Below are 17,354 nucleotides of genomic sequence, written 5' to 3'. Positions count from 1 at the left end.
GGGACGCCGCGCGCTACCGGGCACCCACCTGCGTGTTAGCGGGACCCCTACCGATCCGCATTGGTCCTGACCACCCGGACTAGCAACAGCCATTACAGGAATTTCGGACTGGCTCTCAGTTGCAGTAAATAGTCTATTGGCGAAATGCAGTTATGTATGGACCTACAAGCGGTCCCGGACTATCTTGTAAAATTCACCGGGATACGCTAGTTTAAATAACCGACAACACTCAAGCCCCCGGAGAATGCATATGGCAGAAGTACGAAAATCCATTGCTGCAACATCTCATATGAAGAGACTCATGGCGGATTATTTCACGTCATTGGACACGGCCAAGAAAAACGGCAGTCCCAAAATTGCATGGTGCACTTCCGTCGGACCGGCTGAGCTCCTGCATGCAATGGGATTCCAGGTATATTATCCTGAGAATCATGGTGCTCTCCTGGGCGCGACCCGGTTGGCAACCGACTTCATTCCCCTGGCCAATGCAATCGGTTATTCTCCGGACATCTGTTCGTACTTGACATCGGATGTGGGCGCTTATCTCAAAGGAATAACTCCCCTCACAAAAGCGTACGGGCTCGAATCGGTTCCGAAGGCGGACGTCCTCGTTTACAACACGAATCAGTGCCGGGACGTGCAGGATTGGTTTGCATTCTATGCGAGAGAATGGAACGTGCCGATAGTCGGATTGCACACCCACCGAAATATCAAGTCCGTCGACGATCATCACATTGCCGATCTGGTCGCACAACTCAAGGAGATGATTCCCATTCTCGAAGAAGTGTCCGGGAATCGCTTCGATATAGATCGCCTGCGTGAAGTGGTCGGACTCTCTCTTGAGTGTACCCGCCTGTGGCGTCAGGTGCTTGAATGTGGAGCTACCATTCCGGCGCCGTTGACGTTTTTCGACACCAGCATTCACATGGCTCCGGCTGTTGTGCTCAGGGGTTTGCCGGAGGCAGTCGAATATTACAAACTTCTCTTGAGTGAATTGCACGAACGCATTGAGAACAAAGTTGCCGCCATAGAAGGCGAGCGCCATAGAATCTACTGGGATGGTATGCCTATTTGGGGCAAGCTTCGTGATCTCAGTGAGCTGTTTACGTCACTCAAAACCAATATCGTTGCTTCCACGTACTGCAATAGCTGGATTTTCGATGCATTCGACCCTGCTCAGCCGCTGGAATCCATGGCACGCGCATATACCGAGCTGTTCATCGTACGGGATGAAACCTACAAAGAAGCATACATGGATGCGTGGATCACCAAGTTTTCCGTGGACGGCGTCATTTTCCATGATGCCAAGACCTGTCCGAACAACAGCAATAGCAGGTATTGCATGCCTCAGCGAATGACGCAACGATTGAAGGTTCCCACTCTCGTTATAAACGGCGACCTGAACGACCTCCGGTGTTATTCCGAAGAACAGGCCAAGACCAATATCGAGGCTTTCATAGAGCAGCTCGACGAAAAGAAATGAGATGATTCGGTACACCGGTGGAGTAGATGTAGGCTCTTGCACGACGAAGGCAGTCATTCTGGACGCTCAGTCTCAGATGATAGGCAGTCGCGTCGTATATTCCGGAACGGATTTCGAAGCCGCAGCTCTGGAAGCGTGGTCTGCAGCTCTGCAAAGCGCCGGATTGCATAACGGTGATGTGCGGCACGTTGTCTCCACAGGATACGGTCGCAAGAGTGTGCCGTTTGCCACTTCCGACCGCACCGAAATATCGTGTCACGGTAGAGGTTGCCTGCATTTCTTTCAAGGACCGATTACCATTATCGACATAGGCGGACAGGACAATAAGATCATAAAGCTCGATGCATCCGGCCAGAGGGTCAGTTTCAAAATGAACCGGAAATGCGCTGCAGGCACGGGCGCTTTCCTGGAAGAAATGGCTCTACGGCTCCGCTTGCCTCTGGATAAATTGGATCGGCTTGCTCGAACCGCAACGGGTGAAGTCGTGCTCGGAAGTTACTGCACGGTGTTTTCCGCTACCGAGGTCCTGGAGAAGATCAAAGCCGGTTATCCTGTCGACCGCATCGTAAGGGGTTTGTTCCGATCCGTTCTCAAACGGATCATGGAGATGGATACGCTCACCGATACGGTTGTGCTCACCGGAGGAGTCATCGAACACAATCCGTTTCTTGCCGAGATGCTCCAGGAACATGCCGATGTTCCCATTCAGATATCACCTCATCCTCAGATTATGGGTGCTCTGGGGGCCGCCCTCTACGCTGCAGAATAGTTTCTCACCGCACTGCAATTGAGAAACGAACCCGGATACCTTACAAGAAATGTTTCCCTCATAGTTTTCTCTTTATATTCTTCGATACTTGTGGTTTATTCATGGCAAAAAGCATTCGGAGGAAATCCATGGAGCTGAAAGTCACGGAAAAAGAAGCATATCTGACACGAATTGCATTGTCCGGAAAGCTCGACGTCGCGGGCGAAGCCGAAATAGGAGATGAATTCAGACGCATTGCGGAAGTCAACAACACCTCATTGCTCATTGATATGAGCGCTGTAACGTATCTCGCATCGCTTGGAATCCGCTTGTTGTTTGCCGCTGCCAAAGCGCTTGCGTCATCCCGGAACAAGCTAGTGGTTCTTAATCCTCAGCCGATGGTGGAAGAAACCCTGCTGAATTCCGGTACCGCGAAATTCATACCCGTAACGCATGACGAGAAGGAGGCCCTGGCGATTCTTGCAGGCTGAAATGCATGCGGGATCCAATGATGGACACGATACACTTCAGTTTGGCGAATAATTTCGACGAACTCACTCGTTTAATGTCGTCCGCGGAGGATTTTCTCCGTTCAAGGCAAATTCCGGAGCGGACTATCTACTGTGTAAACCTCATTCTGGAAGAGGTGGTTACGAACGTAATCAAATATGCGTTCAAGGACGAATGGGCGCACGAAATACAGTTGATGCTCTCTTTGCAGGAGTCTGAAGTTACCATCAGATGCGAAGACGACGGCTGTGCGTTCGACCCGCTCTCACTTCCGCCGCCACAACTCCATGATTCAATTATGGATTGTACTGAAGGCGGACTGGGGATTTACCTTGTGCGGCAAACTGCGCATTCGATGAACTATCTGCGAGAAAATGGCAAAAACATTCTTACGATCACGATCAAGTGATCCGGTTCGCCTCATCTTGCATCTATAAAGGTGTAGAGGCAGAATTTTCACCTCTCCTTAAGATACAGTCAGAAACGAGAAAAGAAGAGCGGAGGTCACGTATGAAACGCAACCGTGCGAAAGTCCTGCTTATAGTGCTGGCCGCTACCTTGCTCTTGGCTGCCTTTCCGGCCACAACCCAGTCAAATTATGAAATGGACAACTGCATTATGCAATGCAGGGTAGCATACGATCCCGTGCTCAATCCGGGAGCCTACGCGAGTTGTGTTTCCGACTGCAAGACCCGTTACGAAGGAAGACCGCAGTTGTGACGAATTCTCCCCTTCTCCGTTGCTGAAAGAAGCCTCATAGATTTATATATCTCATATATCCTGGATAGTTAGAACATATTATTCATTTCACTTCATTTTAATTTTGATAACATACCGATTATATGCTATTAATAATATCAGCACTGACTAATCGACTTGCGCTGCGGACTCCCCGATGCTGCTGCTCAAGAAAAGCAAGACTCTTCCCCATACTTGTTTGGCTATTCTTCTCGGCCTGCTGTTAATGGAACTAGTCTTAACTGTAGGTACGTGGATTTTTCCCCAACTGAACAGTCTTATTTTTCCATCTGAAGTCGTCCCCGATGCGGATCTCGAATACCGGTTCGTTTCTGACAGCCCTGGATTGAGCAGTTCTCCAAACCTCAGACGCAGCCCCGAACTCCTGGCTCTGGGCGATTCCATAACGTACGGATCGGGAGTAAGTCCCCGTGAAGCGTGGCCTGAAATACTCAGTTCATTCTTTGAAGATCCTCTTATTGCCGTACAACGGGTCCCGGAATTCTACTCGGGCAAGGTTAATTTGGTCTCGGAGTGCGAACGACCGTCTTCGGATTCGGCCCCGGATTTCTCGCATGAGGTGGTGAACGTCTCCTGTCCGGGATACGGTCCCGTTCACTATCTGCTCCTTTCCGATCAGGCGATCGAAAGGAAGCCTCGTGTCATGATCGCAACGTTCTACACGGGCAACGACTTGTTTGACTCATTTCACCTGGTGGACTTCCATTATTTTTCAGGGCAGACGAAGCGTCCCCCGACGCAGTGCACTCTCGAAGAATCGATGGAATTTCTCCATATGGTTCCCAGGGTGACAAGACAGGCACGAGCGAATTTCGAGAACGCAGTGGTGCCCGCGAACCGCGCCGGACTGAAACTGGTTGCTCTGATCCGCGCCATGTACGCTATGTCTGAATACGCTTTCCTCGACACTCCCGATAGCGGTTTGATTGGAAACGGCCTGAGATGTTTCATCAATTTCCTGTGTTCGTTTTCGAACGACGCGTTCTTTTTTGATGATGGCACGAACTGCACGGTGTTTTCCACCAAGAGAGTCTTCAGTGGGCTGGACATGCAGAACGATTGGATTAAACGAGGACTTGCTTTTTCATTGGACGCATTTCGCTTGATGAAGTCCAAAGCTGAGTCGCAAGGGATTCGTTTCTGTGTCCTTGTGATTCCGACAAAACATACCGTATTCAAGGGAGCGGTAACCAAATACTCGGCCAACTTAGAAAAGATCGTTCCACAGGCATACTCGGCAATTGTTGAAAACGAGTCCAACGTAAGGGAGCGAGCGTTCGACTATTTCCGCAAGAACGGGATAGCGTATATCGATACGCTTCCCTATCTGAGAGAAGCCGTCACTTCTGGAAAACAGCCTTACAAAATTACGCCTGACAACCACCCGAATGTTGAAGGTCATAAGGTAATAGCACGCTGCATCCGGGACAAACTGCTTTTGCATCCTCTTGCATTGTCATTCAAGAGATGAACTTAGGAAGCAAACTTGTATGATGAAACTGAAGCCAGCGTAGGATGTGGTGAACCCGCGATCAGCGCGGGTTCACCGCATCAGTCGAGGTCTTTCGCGACCGATGCGATTCGCTTCGCTCATCACATCGCTGCGTGAGCTGAAAGGTCGGGGGGAGACAGACGCCGGTCCCCACTAACATTTTGTATTGAAGCGTGGGATAAACGTCAGAGTTTTTGGTCTATCGCTCCCCAAATATCATCCCATTATTTCGCACATTCGGCCGTACCGATCCGGATTTAAAGGGTCATCGCGAGCCGACGGGAATCTTCGCATGAAATCTTGAATTCAGCAGCTTTGCGCAAAAGACCCTGCGCCCAGCGTGGTTCTCCGAGAGCATGAAGGTGCATGTAAGTTCCCAGGGCATTCAATCTGCAAAGTCCGTCACGCCGTCCATCCATTCCTTGCCCTCTCAGCACTGCAAACGAATACATCCAATCCGGAAGTCTCCCTCTTAGTGAAGAGTAATGAAACTCATGCCCGGTGAGGCGGTCTCCTTTGCGAAAAAATGGATTCGCCCCGGTGACTTCAACCTGAATGTACCCCAGACCCTGTGGCTTTCTTTCGAGAACCGTGTCAACCTGAAACACGCCTGTCATCGGGTAGACTCTTTCGTCTATTCGGAGAGTCCTGCAAAGATACATCAAACCGCCGCATTCTGCATAAACGGGCAGCCCTCTCTCCACAGCTTCATACAAAGATCGTTTGAAAATGGTGTTTTCAGCCAACTGCTCCGCGTGGGTTTCCGGAAATCCTCCGCCAATATACACGGCGTGAACATCCGGTAACGCCTCGGGTTTCAGCGCACTTATGAAAACGAGTTCCGCTCCTTGATTGCTCAGGGCTTCCAGATTCTCAGGATAATAGAACTGAAACGCGGAATCTCTGATTACTCCGATTCTTATTCCCGAATAATGGTCGGATCTCCTGTTCGGCAGCGAGAGCTGTTCCAAAGCCAGTTCTCCGGCTTGCCCGGCAATGTCCACAAGTCTGTCCAGATTAATGCTCTGTTCCGCTACCGCGGCGGCATCGCGGATGAAATCCAATGCTCCGGGATGCTCGTGAAGAGGCAGCAGGCCGAGATGTCGCTGGGGAAAGTTGTCCAGGGACAGCTTTCTCACACATCCTATGACCGGGACGGAGACTGCGTGCTCGATCGCTTCGGTAACCACTCGCTCATGCCGTGATCCGCCCACACGATTAAGGATGATTCCCTTTAGTTCCAGGCTCGGGTCCAGAGCGCAACAACCGAGTGCCAGTGCAGCAGCCGTTCGGGTCATCTTCGTGGTATCTATTATCAAGATCGCGGGAGCTTTCAGTGTTTTTGACAGTTCCGCGGTACTGAAGCTACCCTGAGCGTCAACTCCGTCGAAAAGGCCTCTGTTTCCTTCTATTATGGCGATTTCCATGCCCTGGGATTTCTCCAGGAAGGAGCTCAACAGCGTTTCTCTGGAAAACAGGTACGGATCGAGATTATGACACACCGCATCGGCTGCAAGCCCGAGCCAGCCCGCATCGATATAATCCGGCCCTTTCTTGAAAACGCCGATCCTGCATCCCCGCTTTCGCAGAGCCGCGACAATCCCGACACTCAGGAGGGTTTTTCCTGCCCCTCCCCTGAGTGCGGCCAGCACTATTCTGGGCGTTCTAATGGATGACGCCATTTCCCTATCTCTCTCGTACACTATTGAATACGCTGATGGGCAGATTTAGACTGATTGCCAAAAATGTTGACGTCTGTCTCACGCTCCAATACCAAGATATCAGTGGAGACCGGCGTCCCTGCCGGTCCATTCTACTGATATCATTTGTTATATTGAAGATGTGCCGGCACGGAGGCCGGCACCCACCAACACTCTTATCCTCAAATGGATGTTAATTTTGGCAATAGGTATATACATCCAACCTTGATCGAACCAAAGAATTGTAACGTTTCTCGATGCAAGGCGCAACTCAAGCGCTCGGATGAGCGGCGATTTCCTGCAACGCGAAATATACGGCCAATATATGATCGGGAAGATTAGCCAGAATGATGGGAACATCCGGAGCGTCTTCGTGATAAGCGCCCACTACACAGGAAAATATCTCCGCCAAATCTCCAGGCGACAATTCGCGTACAGCGCGAAAGAACTCACGGATCAACTCGGGATCGCAGAAACCCTGAGCACACTTCACCTGCAATGCGTCCATGAAGCCGCGAACACACGCATGCACTGCGTGAGATCCTGCAAATGCCACATTCCCTATTCCGTCGAATCTGTCCAGTCGCATTCTCACCGTCAAATTTGCCAAAAAGAAGAGAAGCGGTTGAAGCGGGTCCGGTCGCGCATCTTCCGGGATTTCCAGCCGTGAAGCATATTGCCGGACCGTTATCAATCGCACGTCAATAGTGCTGTGGTCCGATCGGACGACGAAATCCCCCGACGCATGATGCCAGGGAAAAATTTCCTCGAAGGATCCCGGATTGTAGTACCACGTGAGAATATACGCCGCCTGACGATAAATTTCCTCTTCTTCGACCCGGGACATCATGCGGCAGCCTTGTGAAAAATCCCAGAGTTCCAGTCCGGGCACACCTTCGTCTGATTCTTTCAGATGGAATTCGTGAAAATTATCGAACCATTCTGCCAAAAACATCTCCGCGAAAACCGGTCCGTCCGCGGATTCAATCATTGTGCTGCCCGAAAAATATGCTTCCGGAACAAAGCTGGGCCGAATATACCCGGCAAGGCTCCGGAGTACGAAAAAATCTCCGAGAAGTCTCTGCTTTCCGCGTTCGCTCAAGGCGACATTTACGACGAATGAGATTTTTCGGTCTGCATAGAGAACATTTACCCTGGCCGGATGATAATCGCTGCCATGTTTTTCTGCAATGATTTCCACTTCTTCCACAAATAAGGAATTGCCTGAGAGACATTTTTCTAAAGCCTGCGCCAGGTCCGCTTCATGTTCGGCAAGAAAATGCTCGATAGCGCTAAGATAAGAACCGTAGGCGATTCCGGAAGCAGCTCCGGATAGCGCCTCAGAGCGATTCGTCGGCAGAAATTCGTTTAGCTGCGACTGCTCGAAGACGGCAGGTCCATTGGGGGTTGAATAGCAAAAGTGGGACGGAACATCTTTTCCTGCAAGAATCATGTGAATGCCATATCTGTCGATCGGATAGACGTGCGAGACATTTCTCGGCAGATGATACCGCAACTCTTCTCCGATTTCAAAAACCGCAACCTCAATAGGGAAATGCCCATACCATTTGGCAGTCGTGCCTATAAGATAGCGAAGGCTGAGGTGTCCTGAGCGGGTGATTAGACGGGCTTTGCGTCGTCCGGAGCGAAGGATACCTCCAGCCCCCCAGATTATGAGAAGAAAAGCGAATCGGTATCAGAGAATTTGGTCTATAATCGGCTCGACGATATTCGTCAATTCGAATCGTTTTATTGACGGTGCCGGGGTCCTCTGCTGTAAATGGTTGGAAATCGGATGAATCGGGAGTTCACAGAGAAAGCCTTTTTTGCTTTGTCACAAAGGGATAACAGCCGATTCATTTGTCATGCAAAATCATAATCATTCACTGACACGGAGCAGAGAAAATCTTTTCCTGCGATGTCGGTCGCTCCGACTTTATAAATCCTCTCTAACCCCCCCTTACTAAGGAGAGAATTGCACGTTGCTTCTTTACCTCCCCTTTTAGAAAGGGCGGCAGGGGGATTTTGTCCGCGAATAACTGAATGGATGCGAAAAATCCATGTTTTTTCTTGACTTGGTTAAGGGCTGTGCGATAGACTTGATCGAATCTAGGTTCGGGTGACCGGAGAATTCCCCGTTCACTTAACCCGCTGCAAATTCGAAACTATTCCCTCAGTGGAGCATAAAAAGAGGGTAAAATGCTCTTTGGAGGAATTGTTTTTTTGTTCACTGCAGTTAGCCTGATCTCGATGAAATGGACAAACAAAAACCCGAAGTAAAGAAGGAGGAACCTTAATGGGAAAACACAAGACTCCCATGCTTGATGAGTTGGAAAATGGACCGTGGCCTAGTTTCGTTTCCGATATCAAGCAGCAAGTCGAAAAAGGGAAACATATCCTGAAAGACGCGCCTGACGACCTGCTTGGCGTCCTGGAAATGTCTTACGAGGACAAAGTCACCCATTGGAAACACGGCGGAATCGTGGGTGTTTTCGGATACGGCGGAGGGATCATCGGAAGATACTGCGATCAGCCGCAGCAGTTCCCTGGTGTTGCTCATTTCCATACTGTTCGTGTGAACCAGCCCTCAAGCAAGTATTACACCACCAAGTTCCTGCGCGAACTCTGTGATCTGTGGGACAGACACGGAAGCGGTTTGACGAACATGCACGGATCGACCGGTGATATCGTCTTCTTGGGAACTACCACCGATCATCTCGAGCCCCTCTTCTACGACATGACCCATGAATTGAATCAGGACCTGGGCGGTTCGGGATCGAACCTGAGAACCCCCGAGTGCTGCCTCGGTATGTCTCGTTGCGAGTTCGCCTGCTATGACAGCCAGGAAGCTTGCCATCAGATGACCAATGCCTATCAGGAAGAACTCCACAGACCTGCATTCCCTTACAAGTTCAAGTTCAAATTTGACGCATGCCCCAATGGTTGCGTGGCCTCCATCGCTCGTTCGGATATGTCTGTCATCGGTACCTGGAGAGACGATATTCGTATCAACCAGGAAGCCGTGAAAGCATATGTGGGCGGCGAGCTGAAACCCAATGCGGGTGCACATTCCAGCAGAGACTGGGGCAAGTTCGATATTATTGCTGAAGTCATTAATCTCTGTCCGACAAACTGCATGTGCTGGGACGGCAGCAAGCTTGAGATCAACAATGCAGAATGCGTGCGCTGCATGCATTGCCTCAATGTTATGCCTCGAGCCCTCAGGATCGGTGAAGATCGCGGAGCGAGCATACTGTTCGGCGCAAAAGCTCCGATTCTTGAAGGTGCACAGATGTCCACACTCACCGTTCCGTTCATGAAGATGGAGCCGCCGTTCGATGAGCTGAAAGAGTTGATCGAAAAAGTTTGGGATTGGTGGATGGAAGAAGGCAAGAACCGTGAACGTCTCGGCGAGTTGATCCAGAGAAAGAGCATGCAGGAATTCCTGCGTGTGATCGAACTGGAGCCCGATCCGAGAATGGTGGACGAGCCCAGATCCAACCCGTACATCTTCTGGAAAGAGGAAGAGGTCGAGGGCGGCTGGACCCGAGACATCGAAGTCTACCGAACGAAACACCCAAGGTAAACAGGAGGTCACAGATGCCTTACGATCCCAGCAATCCTCTACAGGATAGAATTACAGATATAGGCCCAAGGTATTTTAGAGAATTTTTCCCGCCCGTTATCGAAAAGAATTTCGGCAAATGGGAATATCATGAAATCCTGGAGCCCGGTGTCCTGGTACACGTCGCTGAAGGTGGCGATGAAGTGTACACGGTCCGTGTAGGCGGCTGCCGCCTCATGAGTGTCGAGCACCTTCGCGAAATCTGCGAGATAGCGGATAAGTATTGCGACGGTTACCTGAGATTTACGACAAGAAACAATATCGAGTTCCTGGTGAGTGATAAGAGCAAGGTGAAACCCTTGATCGACGATCTCAAGGGCCGTAAGTTCGCCGCGGGCTCTTACAAGTTCCCGATCGGTGGAACCGGTTCCGGTATCACCAACATCGTTCATACCCAGGGTTGGGCTCATTGCCACACCCCCGCGATCGACGCTTCCGGCGTGGTCAAGGCGGTTATGGACGGTCTGTTCGAAGAATTCGGTTCCATGAACATGCCCGCACCCGTGCGAGTCTCTCTGGCTTGCTGTCTGAATATGTGCGGCGCAGTCCATTGTTCGGACATAGCGATCCTCGGAATTCACCGCAAACCGCCCATGATCGATGGTGAGTGGATCGACAAGCTGTGCGAACTCCCCCTCGCAATTGCGGCCTGCCCCACGGCAGCCATTAAGCCGGCCAAGTCTGCAGGTGGCTTGAAGAGCCTCGAAGTAAACGGTGAGCGCTGCATGTTCTGCGGTAACTGCTACACCATGTGCGCAGCCATGCCTCTGGCGGATGAAGTCGGAAGCGGAATCGCCATCCTCGTCGGCGGCAAGCTTTCCAACAGAATCAGCAAGCCGAAGTTCTCCAAAGTCGTTATCCCGTTCATCCCCAATGAGCCGCCGCGTTGGGGCAGCACCGTCGCAGCAGTGAAGAACATTGTGGACGTGTACGCGAAAGACGCACGCAAGTACGAGCGACTTGGCGATTGGGCTGAAAGAATCGGTTGGGAACGCTTCTTCGAGAAAACCCAGATTCCGTTCACCCATCATCTCATTGATGATTATCGCTTTGCCTATACAACCTGGCGGCAGTCGACCCAATTCAAGTTCTAGTTGGTCAAAAGGAGTTTTTTTCCATGATGACCGAAGATGAAGCAAAAAAAGCTATAGTAGACACTCTTACAACCAAGAGCAAAACCAAATCAAAGTTCTATCTGAAGGACTTTTACTCGATGGTTCCCGAATGGAAAAACCGGGACATCAAAAACCTGGTCAACAAGATGGTCCAGGAAGGAACTCTCGAGTATTGGTCAAGTGGAAGCACGACCTTGATCGGCCTGAAGGGCATGGGAAAGCAGCATCTGGAAGAGGACTAGTCCCTTCGGCTGGTTGAACCGGATCCTTTGACCGAGCTTCGGGTTCAGGGGAGGGGCAGTGCCCCTCCCCTGCTTCGCTTCAGAGAAGCGCATCAGACGCCTTTACAAAAAGCGCCCCATTCCACTCTTGTCTTCCATCACTCTCTTTCAGAACAAGCCCCAGAGCCGAATAAACGTCCAGAACCTGTTCTTTCATCACTTCTGCAATTCCGGAAAGGACAAGGACTTTTCCTACGCAAGCAGATAATTGATCTCGAATTCTCAGGAGCGTGGGAGCTGCCAGATTTGCAGTGACTATATCGAACTTCCCCCTGGCACATTCCACCCCGCCCACCACAAATGAGGCGGAGCTTTCTCGGTCAGGGCTGTTACACTTGAGATTCCATCGAGCCACATAGACGGAAGCGCAATCGATATCCAGGCCCAGGGTAAGATGCGATCCCATAGCTATTCCCGCCAGGGCCAGCACTCCTGTGCCGGTCCCCACGTCCAGTAAAGAGAATGGCCTACTTCCAATGACATGCACTGCCTTTTCAAGGTATTCCAGTGCTATTATTGTTGTCGGATGGTCGCCGATGCCGAATGCCGGTCCGGGGTCCAGAACAATTTCCAATCTGTCTGTCTTGTGAATACCCCGCTCCCAATAAGGAACAAGCCTCAGTCGCTCTCCTACATCAAGGCAGCCTGTTGCGCCGGGCTGAGTTTTTCGAGATTTACGCTTCAAAGCGATTCGCTCAATGAGAGAAAGTAGTTTTTGTCGAAGGTGGTTCTGATGACATCCGAAATGCAGTACAGAGGTCCCGGCGGCTGAGGATCGATCCCCACTAAATCCACGAGCAAATCGCGTGAATACCGGGATAAACGCTTCTGTATGTCATCGATATCGATAGTCGTGTACTTGGTTCCCGCCAGAAATCCGTTCCTTGGACAGGAGACAACTTTGCCGGCCATTTTCTGGGGAGTACCGTACAGACGGCAGGTTATGGGCCGATACTCGTACAATATGCAGGCATGGTCTTCGTTGAGAGGGCATCGAATCTTGATCCGGGAAGCGGTCTCAATTGCCTGCCCTTTTTCATCTGCCAGTGCGATGAGTTGCTCGGCCTGCCGAAAAAGCGGTTCGACCTGCTCGGCCCTGGAAATGGCCCTAGATCGAAAGCCATCGGAGACATTCTGTTTGAAGGCCTGGTTGATAACAAACGCTTCAATCAGCGTCACTCTGAAATATACGTGACAGCAGTCGTCGCATCCTGCTTTGCAGGCCATGAGATTACCGTGAGAGTGCGCAACAGTATCGAACAGTCTATCCGCCCGAGCGACCAATTCCATGTATCGCCGGAGATGACCCTGGAGATTCATTGTGTGATCCGAATATGTTCTAGTTAGTCATTGGGGTAGGGGATTCCGAGTTTGTTTTCTATGTACAGTACGCGGTCCCTAACAGAGTCCATTTCCCCAGCATAATGCAGGATGGCTTCATTGGCAACAGAGGCGAATTTCTTGAGGTCTGATTCCAGGAGACCGAAACGACGCAAAAGGTCCTGATTACGGGTCTCGTTTCGTTCCTCCATGCTGTCGAGTCTGGCTTCGAAATGGTCCAATCGACGCTGAAAGAAATCAGCTTGTGTCTGAAGGGAATCAACTTGAGTCTGAAGGGAACCAACTTGAGTCTGAAGGGAACCAACTTGAGTCTGAAGGGAACCAACTTGAGTCTGAAGGGAACCAACTTGAGTCTGAAGAGAATCAACTTGCGTCTGAAGGGAACCAACTGCTCCTTCAAGCGATATCATTCTCGTTTCAAGAGATTTCATGCGGTTATCAAGTGAGTCGAACCTCATATCGACGGAGTCACGCATTGCGCGCATTTCATCTCTTAACTGTGTCAGCAATTGCACTGTAAGATCGTCATCTTCACGTTCAGCCATGGATTTCACCCACAGAAGAGGGGGCTTCTAAAGTGGTCGAACAATACTTCAGCAGGAGATCGCAGTCAAGCACTAAAAGGATGCGATACTATGTGTGATAATAATAGGTTGATTCGTTTCCGGCAACTGGTGCGGACAAGATTTTTTTCGGAGTTCACGGTTTGACAGTGGTAAAAAGTGTGCCGCAATTTCGTTTCACAATCCCTCGCCTGAAAAAGCCCTGCATGGTATCGTGATATTTCTTCTCGTACTTGCCGTCGAAATAGAGATCCACGGTTTCAACAAACCAGGGCGTTGTCATGAGATAGTCGTAAAAGGTTTCCTCGTCGATGCTCCTCTTCATCATCAAGGTGTAGATAATAATCTTCTTGATCAAGTCGTTGCCGACCCGTTTCGGATTTTCCAGAAAATCGAAAAGTCTTTCTTTGGTTTTCTGTATAGCTCCCTGAGCATCGTAAAAGGGGTCTCCATGTCCCGGAAAAACCATCTTGATGTCAAGCGATGAGAGCTTTTTCAAAGATTCGAGCATGGAAAAAATCGCAGTGGAACCTTCGACTCTCATGGTCATAACCGCCATATCGTTTTCCCATAGAGTGTCCGACGAAATGAGGAGTTTCTCGGCTTCGTGGTACAAAACCATTCCGTCCGCGGAATGCCCCGGAGTATGCAATACCCGAAACTCGTAAGGACCGACCGCAAGCACGTCTTCATCTTTCAGCCCCACATCGCATCTGAAGAAATCCGCCTCCTGCATGTAATATTTCCACCACGTGGACCATGAATCTTTCATATCAATGAAGTACTTGCCTATCTCATGCATGGCGATTCGGCAATCGGATCTCTCCTGAATAATCCTGTTCCCACCGACGTGATCGCAGTGACAATGCGTATTGACGATCATCTCGACCCGGGAAAGGTTTACTCCCAGGTCGTTCAACGCTTTTTCGGTATCCCTGAAATCCCTAATATAGGCAGTGTCTATCAGGATTGACTTATCCGACCTGTACACGAAATGATTTCCGTTAAGGTAACCACGCTGGATAAAAAATAGATCGGGTAGTATTTCAAGTGGTTGCATAATGTGCTCCGGGAATGAATTCCGCTATGGCGGTCCTTTAACGAATAGCAATGTTTTTTATCTGATTTCGCGTTTCTTCCGAATACCAGATCTCGACGAATTCCGAAATTGACGCTGCCTCTCGTTCCTTGTATCGCTCTACCAGTTCATATCTGAGCAGCCTCTTTATGCTTTCAAACGCTCTGCGATCCAGCCGTCCGCAATCCCGGGCAATTCTCTTTGCTTCACTCATCAGGTTCTCTTCGGATGTCCTCCGATCGATAAGCCCCAGAGTTTCTGCCTGTTCCGCGCTGTACATGTTTCCACCCAGAAGAATGGTTTCAGCGTTCCTCGATCCCACCAGGGCTTTCAAAATGTCCACCGCTCCGGCAAACACGGACGATCCGAACGTAACCTCATTGAGGGAAATCTTTCCCTTTCCTTCGGTCATTATCCGGTAGTCGCATGCGTTTGCCAGCATACATCCACCTGCGATAGCATGACCGTTGAGTGCTGCAATCACCGGTTTAGGAAACAGGTACACCTTGGTATACAGGAAGGAAAAGCTCTCCAGATACCTGGTAAAGTCTTCCTTTGAGTAGCTCATGAAGTGGGGAATATCAAAACCGAACGAGAAGAACTTTCCTTTCCCCGTCAGGATAACCGCAGCAACGGAAACGTCCGCTGCAAGCTTCTCAAGACACGAAGTCAGTTCCCCGACAACTTCATCGTTTAACGCATTCACCTTGCCTCGATTTAATGCGACCAGGGCAAGATTTTCCTCCTGCAACAACTCCACGTACTGCATGCTCACCTCCTCAATAAAGACTTGTTGATTAAGGCAACTTCAATCGTCGGTAATCACATGTGCGGGCATACCGCCACGCAGGCTATACATGAATACCAGGAATGGTCGTCCACAGCCGTGACGTGGTTAAGCATCTGAAGCTCCTTCGGCTGGGGTTTGCCGGACTTCATCATATGGGAAAAGAGTGGGCTCACAGACGACTGCTTGGTGCAACGGGGCCCGTTCACCTTCCCATCCTTTTCAATGGCCGAAACAGGACACCGATCCTGACAATCGAAACAATCTACAGGACATCCCTTCTGATCGCATTCGGGCCATGCGAAGCTTTCCAGATTCGCTGTGGTAATAATTCCGCCGAGAATCAGCCTGGGACCGTACATCGTGTGATAGAGCAGTCCATTCTTACCTTTTGCGCCTATTCCTGTCGCAACGCCGACCTTGATGAGATCGAGATCTCCGACCATGTCGCCTTTTCCCCGTATTGCATACGGAAAACAACCGTACACAGGAACCGCGGTTTCTCCGTGTTCCTCGAGGAAAATGGCCGTTCTCAGGACCAGAGCGTCAATCTGACGATAGTAGATATTAGCCGTACGCCAGTACAGCGCTTCACTCCCCTCTTTCGCGCGAAATACCCCTTTTGGTACCGGCATTCCCAAGCTCACCAGGCTTTGTGCTCTTTCAAGGCGGTCCGAGGGTCTCGAGCCTGCGGGCTCCGTCTCCAGTGCTTCGGCCGCGGAGATCCCGAAAACCGGGACGTTGAAGTTCTTGAAAAATGCAGTAAGTGATTCGGTAAGCATGTGGGAACTCATGACTGCTCCTTTTTTTGACTGACTGTAAAGTCTATTTCTTACGCATGCTCATGCACGCCGGATCGCTGCCTTATGCTCCTCTTCCCGGTCTGATTGCCTGCTTGAGAGCCTCTGCCGTCTTCTTAAAAGCTTCCGTATCCTTGGATGCTTTGCAGAGCAGAAGCGCCCCTTCAATGGTACTCATTACCAGTCTGCTGAGTCCATCCGTATCCGCATCGGGCTCGAGACATCCTTGAGCTTTGGCCCGATCGAAATGAGAACGAAGCAATTCGCCCCATAACACGAAAAAACGATTGGCTGATTGAGCAAGCACCCGATTGCTGTCGCCCAGCTCCTGGGCGATGTTGCCGAACAGTCAGCATGCATTGCAGCCGCGAGCTACGTGATATCCGACGATGCCATCAATGAGCAATTCGATCCTTCTCAAAGGGTCCGTCTCGTCTGCCATCATCTGCTCGAAAAAAGGGATCTGCTTGTCCAGAGCATCCTTGATAGCAGCATCCGCCACTTCTTCCTTTGATTTAAAGTAGAAATAGAGATTGCCTCTTTTGACACCGGATTCGCTGCAGATATCGTCGATGCTGGTCCGAGCATATCCCTGGAGACGAAATAGTCTTCGTGCAGCGTCAATGATTCGCGCTCGGGTAATATCGCCTTTGGACGGCATACAGGTCCTTTCGTACTGACTGGTCAGTCTACAATGACATGAGAATGGAACGGCTGTCAATGGATAAGGTACTATGACATGGCATAGATACTCACATTTTCGCCATGGTCTTCCTGTAGAAACGGGACGAAGGGCAAAGCCTTAGATGAATTGGTACGTAGGATGCCGGTGAGCGAAGCGAACCGCATCAGTCGAGGTCTTTCGCGACCGATGCGATTCGCTTCGCTCATCACATCCTACATGCTAAAGGGTTGATTGCACGCACCTTTTACCCCCCTTTTATAAAGGGGGGCTGGGGGGATTTTTGCCTACGAACTGAAAAACAGCCATAACCACGCGCGAAGTGAATCAGTGACTCGTTACATCGTCCAGACAAAAAGACCATTGTTCGATCAAATAGGACGTTGGTAC

Annotated in this window: 19 protein-coding genes; 9 read left to right on the top strand and 10 right to left on the bottom strand. The window is 50.4% G+C overall.

All coding sequences use genetic code 11. The features are described 5' to 3' along the window. Positions 1 to 250: 250 nt before the first annotated feature. From DESTI_RS07830 to DESTI_RS07805, 6 genes are all read left to right on the top strand, one after another. The gene (locus tag DESTI_RS07830) at positions 251 to 1,483 is read left to right on the top strand and encodes a 2-hydroxyacyl-CoA dehydratase subunit D (RefSeq protein WP_014809423.1); all 1,233 of its coding nucleotides are present in this window, start codon (positions 251 to 253) and stop codon (positions 1,481 to 1,483) included. Position 1,484: 1 nt separating this feature from the next. Continuing rightward, positions 1,485 to 2,252 (top strand): acyl-CoA dehydratase activase, encoded by a 768-nt coding sequence (locus tag DESTI_RS07825; RefSeq protein WP_014809422.1) that lies wholly within the window; start codon positions 1,485 to 1,487, stop codon positions 2,250 to 2,252. Between the two features lie 128 nt (positions 2,253 to 2,380). Beyond that, a complete protein-coding gene (locus DESTI_RS07820; protein ID WP_014809421.1) occupies positions 2,381 to 2,722 on the top strand; it encodes an STAS domain-containing protein in 342 nt (113 codons plus the stop codon). 17 nt (positions 2,723 to 2,739) lie between these two features. Beyond that, positions 2,740 to 3,150, top strand: coding sequence for an ATP-binding protein (locus DESTI_RS07815; RefSeq protein ID WP_157212119.1), 411 nt, complete (start codon positions 2,740 to 2,742; stop codon positions 3,148 to 3,150). Positions 3,151 to 3,251: 101 nt separating this feature from the next. Beyond that, positions 3,252 to 3,461 carry a hypothetical protein gene (locus DESTI_RS07810; protein WP_014809419.1) on the top strand — a complete coding sequence of 70 codons (210 nt, stop codon included), beginning with the start codon at positions 3,252 to 3,254 and terminating at the stop codon, positions 3,459 to 3,461. Between the two features lie 175 nt (positions 3,462 to 3,636). Further along, positions 3,637 to 4,971 carry an SGNH/GDSL hydrolase family protein gene (locus DESTI_RS07805; protein WP_014809418.1) on the top strand — a complete coding sequence of 445 codons (1,335 nt, stop codon included), beginning with the start codon at positions 3,637 to 3,639 and terminating at the stop codon, positions 4,969 to 4,971. 278 nt (positions 4,972 to 5,249) lie between these two features. Here the strand turns inward: DESTI_RS07805 and DESTI_RS07800 are convergent, their stop codons facing one another. Further along, the gene (locus tag DESTI_RS07800) at positions 5,250 to 6,674 is read right to left on the bottom strand and encodes a cobyrinic acid a,c-diamide synthase CobB (RefSeq protein WP_014809417.1); all 1,425 of its coding nucleotides are present in this window, start codon (positions 6,672 to 6,674) and stop codon (positions 5,250 to 5,252) included. A 289-nt stretch (positions 6,675 to 6,963) separates the two neighbouring features. Next, a complete protein-coding gene (locus tag DESTI_RS07795; RefSeq protein WP_014809416.1) occupies positions 6,964 to 8,208 on the bottom strand; it encodes a hypothetical protein in 1,245 nt (414 codons plus the stop codon). Between the two features lie 780 nt (positions 8,209 to 8,988). On the opposite strand from DESTI_RS07795, the gene dsrA reads away from it, so the two are divergent. From dsrA to DESTI_RS07780, 3 genes are read left to right on the top strand one after another with little or no spacing between them, the layout of a single operon-like run. Then, the gene (gene dsrA / locus DESTI_RS07790) at positions 8,989 to 10,278 is read left to right on the top strand and encodes a dissimilatory-type sulfite reductase subunit alpha (protein WP_014809415.1); all 1,290 of its coding nucleotides are present in this window, start codon (positions 8,989 to 8,991) and stop codon (positions 10,276 to 10,278) included. A 14-nt stretch (positions 10,279 to 10,292) separates the two neighbouring features. After that, positions 10,293 to 11,411, top strand: coding sequence for a dissimilatory-type sulfite reductase subunit beta (gene dsrB / locus DESTI_RS07785; protein ID WP_014809414.1), 1,119 nt, complete (start codon positions 10,293 to 10,295; stop codon positions 11,409 to 11,411). Positions 11,412 to 11,434: 23 nt separating this feature from the next. Continuing rightward, entirely contained in the window at positions 11,435 to 11,674 is a 240-nt protein-coding gene (locus tag DESTI_RS07780) for a dissimilatory sulfite reductase D family protein (RefSeq protein WP_014809413.1), read from the top strand. Positions 11,675 to 11,753: 79 nt separating this feature from the next. On the opposite strand, the gene DESTI_RS07775 is transcribed toward DESTI_RS07780, so the two are convergent. The 8 genes from DESTI_RS07775 to DESTI_RS07740 all read right to left on the bottom strand — a co-directional run bounded on the left by DESTI_RS07775 (position 11,754) and on the right by DESTI_RS07740 (position 16,943). Beyond that, complete coding sequence (locus DESTI_RS07775) at positions 11,754 to 12,398, bottom strand: 50S ribosomal protein L11 methyltransferase (protein ID WP_052316012.1); 645 nt, start codon at positions 12,396 to 12,398, stop codon at positions 11,754 to 11,756. Beyond that, the gene (locus DESTI_RS30655) at positions 12,395 to 13,033 is read right to left on the bottom strand and encodes a hypothetical protein (protein WP_014809412.1); all 639 of its coding nucleotides are present in this window, start codon (positions 13,031 to 13,033) and stop codon (positions 12,395 to 12,397) included. Before DESTI_RS30655 ends, DESTI_RS07775 begins: the two co-directional genes overlap by 4 nt. A gap of 23 nt (positions 13,034 to 13,056) precedes the next feature. Next, positions 13,057 to 13,599, bottom strand: coding sequence for an RNA pol II promoter Fmp27 protein (locus DESTI_RS07765; RefSeq protein ID WP_014809411.1), 543 nt, complete (start codon positions 13,597 to 13,599; stop codon positions 13,057 to 13,059). 154 nt (positions 13,600 to 13,753) lie between these two features. Then, complete coding sequence (locus tag DESTI_RS07760) at positions 13,754 to 14,677, bottom strand: MBL fold metallo-hydrolase (RefSeq protein WP_014809410.1); 924 nt, start codon at positions 14,675 to 14,677, stop codon at positions 13,754 to 13,756. 37 nt (positions 14,678 to 14,714) lie between these two features. Beyond that, positions 14,715 to 15,464, bottom strand: a complete 750-nt coding sequence (locus tag DESTI_RS28585; protein ID WP_014809409.1) for an enoyl-CoA hydratase/isomerase family protein — start codon at positions 15,462 to 15,464, stop codon at positions 14,715 to 14,717. Positions 15,465 to 15,517: 53 nt separating this feature from the next. Further along, complete coding sequence (locus DESTI_RS28580) at positions 15,518 to 16,276, bottom strand: hypothetical protein (RefSeq protein WP_014809408.1); 759 nt, start codon at positions 16,274 to 16,276, stop codon at positions 15,518 to 15,520. A gap of 70 nt (positions 16,277 to 16,346) precedes the next feature. After that, positions 16,347 to 16,619, bottom strand: a complete 273-nt coding sequence (locus tag DESTI_RS07745; protein ID WP_272913409.1) for an LmrA/YxaF family transcription factor — start codon at positions 16,617 to 16,619, stop codon at positions 16,347 to 16,349. Positions 16,620 to 16,631: 12 nt separating this feature from the next. Then, positions 16,632 to 16,943, bottom strand: a complete 312-nt coding sequence (locus tag DESTI_RS07740; protein WP_052316011.1) for a TetR/AcrR family transcriptional regulator — start codon at positions 16,941 to 16,943, stop codon at positions 16,632 to 16,634. Between the last annotated feature and the right edge of the window lie 411 nt (positions 16,944 to 17,354).

This window comes from Desulfomonile tiedjei DSM 6799 (assembly GCF_000266945.1).
GTDB lineage: Bacteria > Desulfobacterota > Desulfomonilia > Desulfomonilales > Desulfomonilaceae > Desulfomonile > Desulfomonile tiedjei.
This window is presented reverse-complemented; position numbering and strand designations above follow the sequence as displayed.

Excerpts from the sequence above, each read along its gene's own strand:
- DESTI_RS07830 (WP_014809423.1), top strand. The coding sequence starts at position 251 with ATGGCAGAAGTACGAAAATCCATTGCTGCAACATCTCATATGAAGAGA.
- DESTI_RS07825 (WP_014809422.1), top strand. The coding sequence starts at position 1,485 with ATGATTCGGTACACCGGTGGAGTAGATGTAGGCTCTTGCACGACGAAG.
- DESTI_RS07820 (WP_014809421.1), top strand. The coding sequence starts at position 2,381 with ATGGAGCTGAAAGTCACGGAAAAAGAAGCATATCTGACACGAATTGCA.
- DESTI_RS07815 (WP_157212119.1), top strand. The coding sequence starts at position 2,740 with ATGATGGACACGATACACTTCAGTTTGGCGAATAATTTCGACGAACTC.
- DESTI_RS07810 (WP_014809419.1), top strand. The coding sequence starts at position 3,252 with ATGAAACGCAACCGTGCGAAAGTCCTGCTTATAGTGCTGGCCGCTACC.
- DESTI_RS07805 (WP_014809418.1), top strand. The coding sequence starts at position 3,637 with ATGCTGCTGCTCAAGAAAAGCAAGACTCTTCCCCATACTTGTTTGGCT.
- DESTI_RS07800 (WP_014809417.1), bottom strand. The coding sequence starts at position 6,674 with ATGGCGTCATCCATTAGAACGCCCAGAATAGTGCTGGCCGCACTCAGG.
- dsrA (WP_014809415.1), top strand. The coding sequence starts at position 8,989 with ATGGGAAAACACAAGACTCCCATGCTTGATGAGTTGGAAAATGGACCG.
- dsrB (WP_014809414.1), top strand. The coding sequence starts at position 10,293 with ATGCCTTACGATCCCAGCAATCCTCTACAGGATAGAATTACAGATATA.
- DESTI_RS07780 (WP_014809413.1), top strand. The coding sequence starts at position 11,435 with ATGATGACCGAAGATGAAGCAAAAAAAGCTATAGTAGACACTCTTACA.
- DESTI_RS30655 (WP_014809412.1), bottom strand. The coding sequence starts at position 13,033 with ATGAATCTCCAGGGTCATCTCCGGCGATACATGGAATTGGTCGCTCGG.
- DESTI_RS07765 (WP_014809411.1), bottom strand. The coding sequence starts at position 13,599 with ATGGCTGAACGTGAAGATGACGATCTTACAGTGCAATTGCTGACACAG.
- DESTI_RS07760 (WP_014809410.1), bottom strand. The coding sequence starts at position 14,677 with ATGCAACCACTTGAAATACTACCCGATCTATTTTTTATCCAGCGTGGT.
- DESTI_RS28585 (WP_014809409.1), bottom strand. The coding sequence starts at position 15,464 with ATGCAGTACGTGGAGTTGTTGCAGGAGGAAAATCTTGCCCTGGTCGCA.
- DESTI_RS28580 (WP_014809408.1), bottom strand. The coding sequence starts at position 16,276 with ATGAGTTCCCACATGCTTACCGAATCACTTACTGCATTTTTCAAGAAC.
- DESTI_RS07740 (WP_052316011.1), bottom strand. The coding sequence starts at position 16,943 with ATGCCGTCCAAAGGCGATATTACCCGAGCGCGAATCATTGACGCTGCA.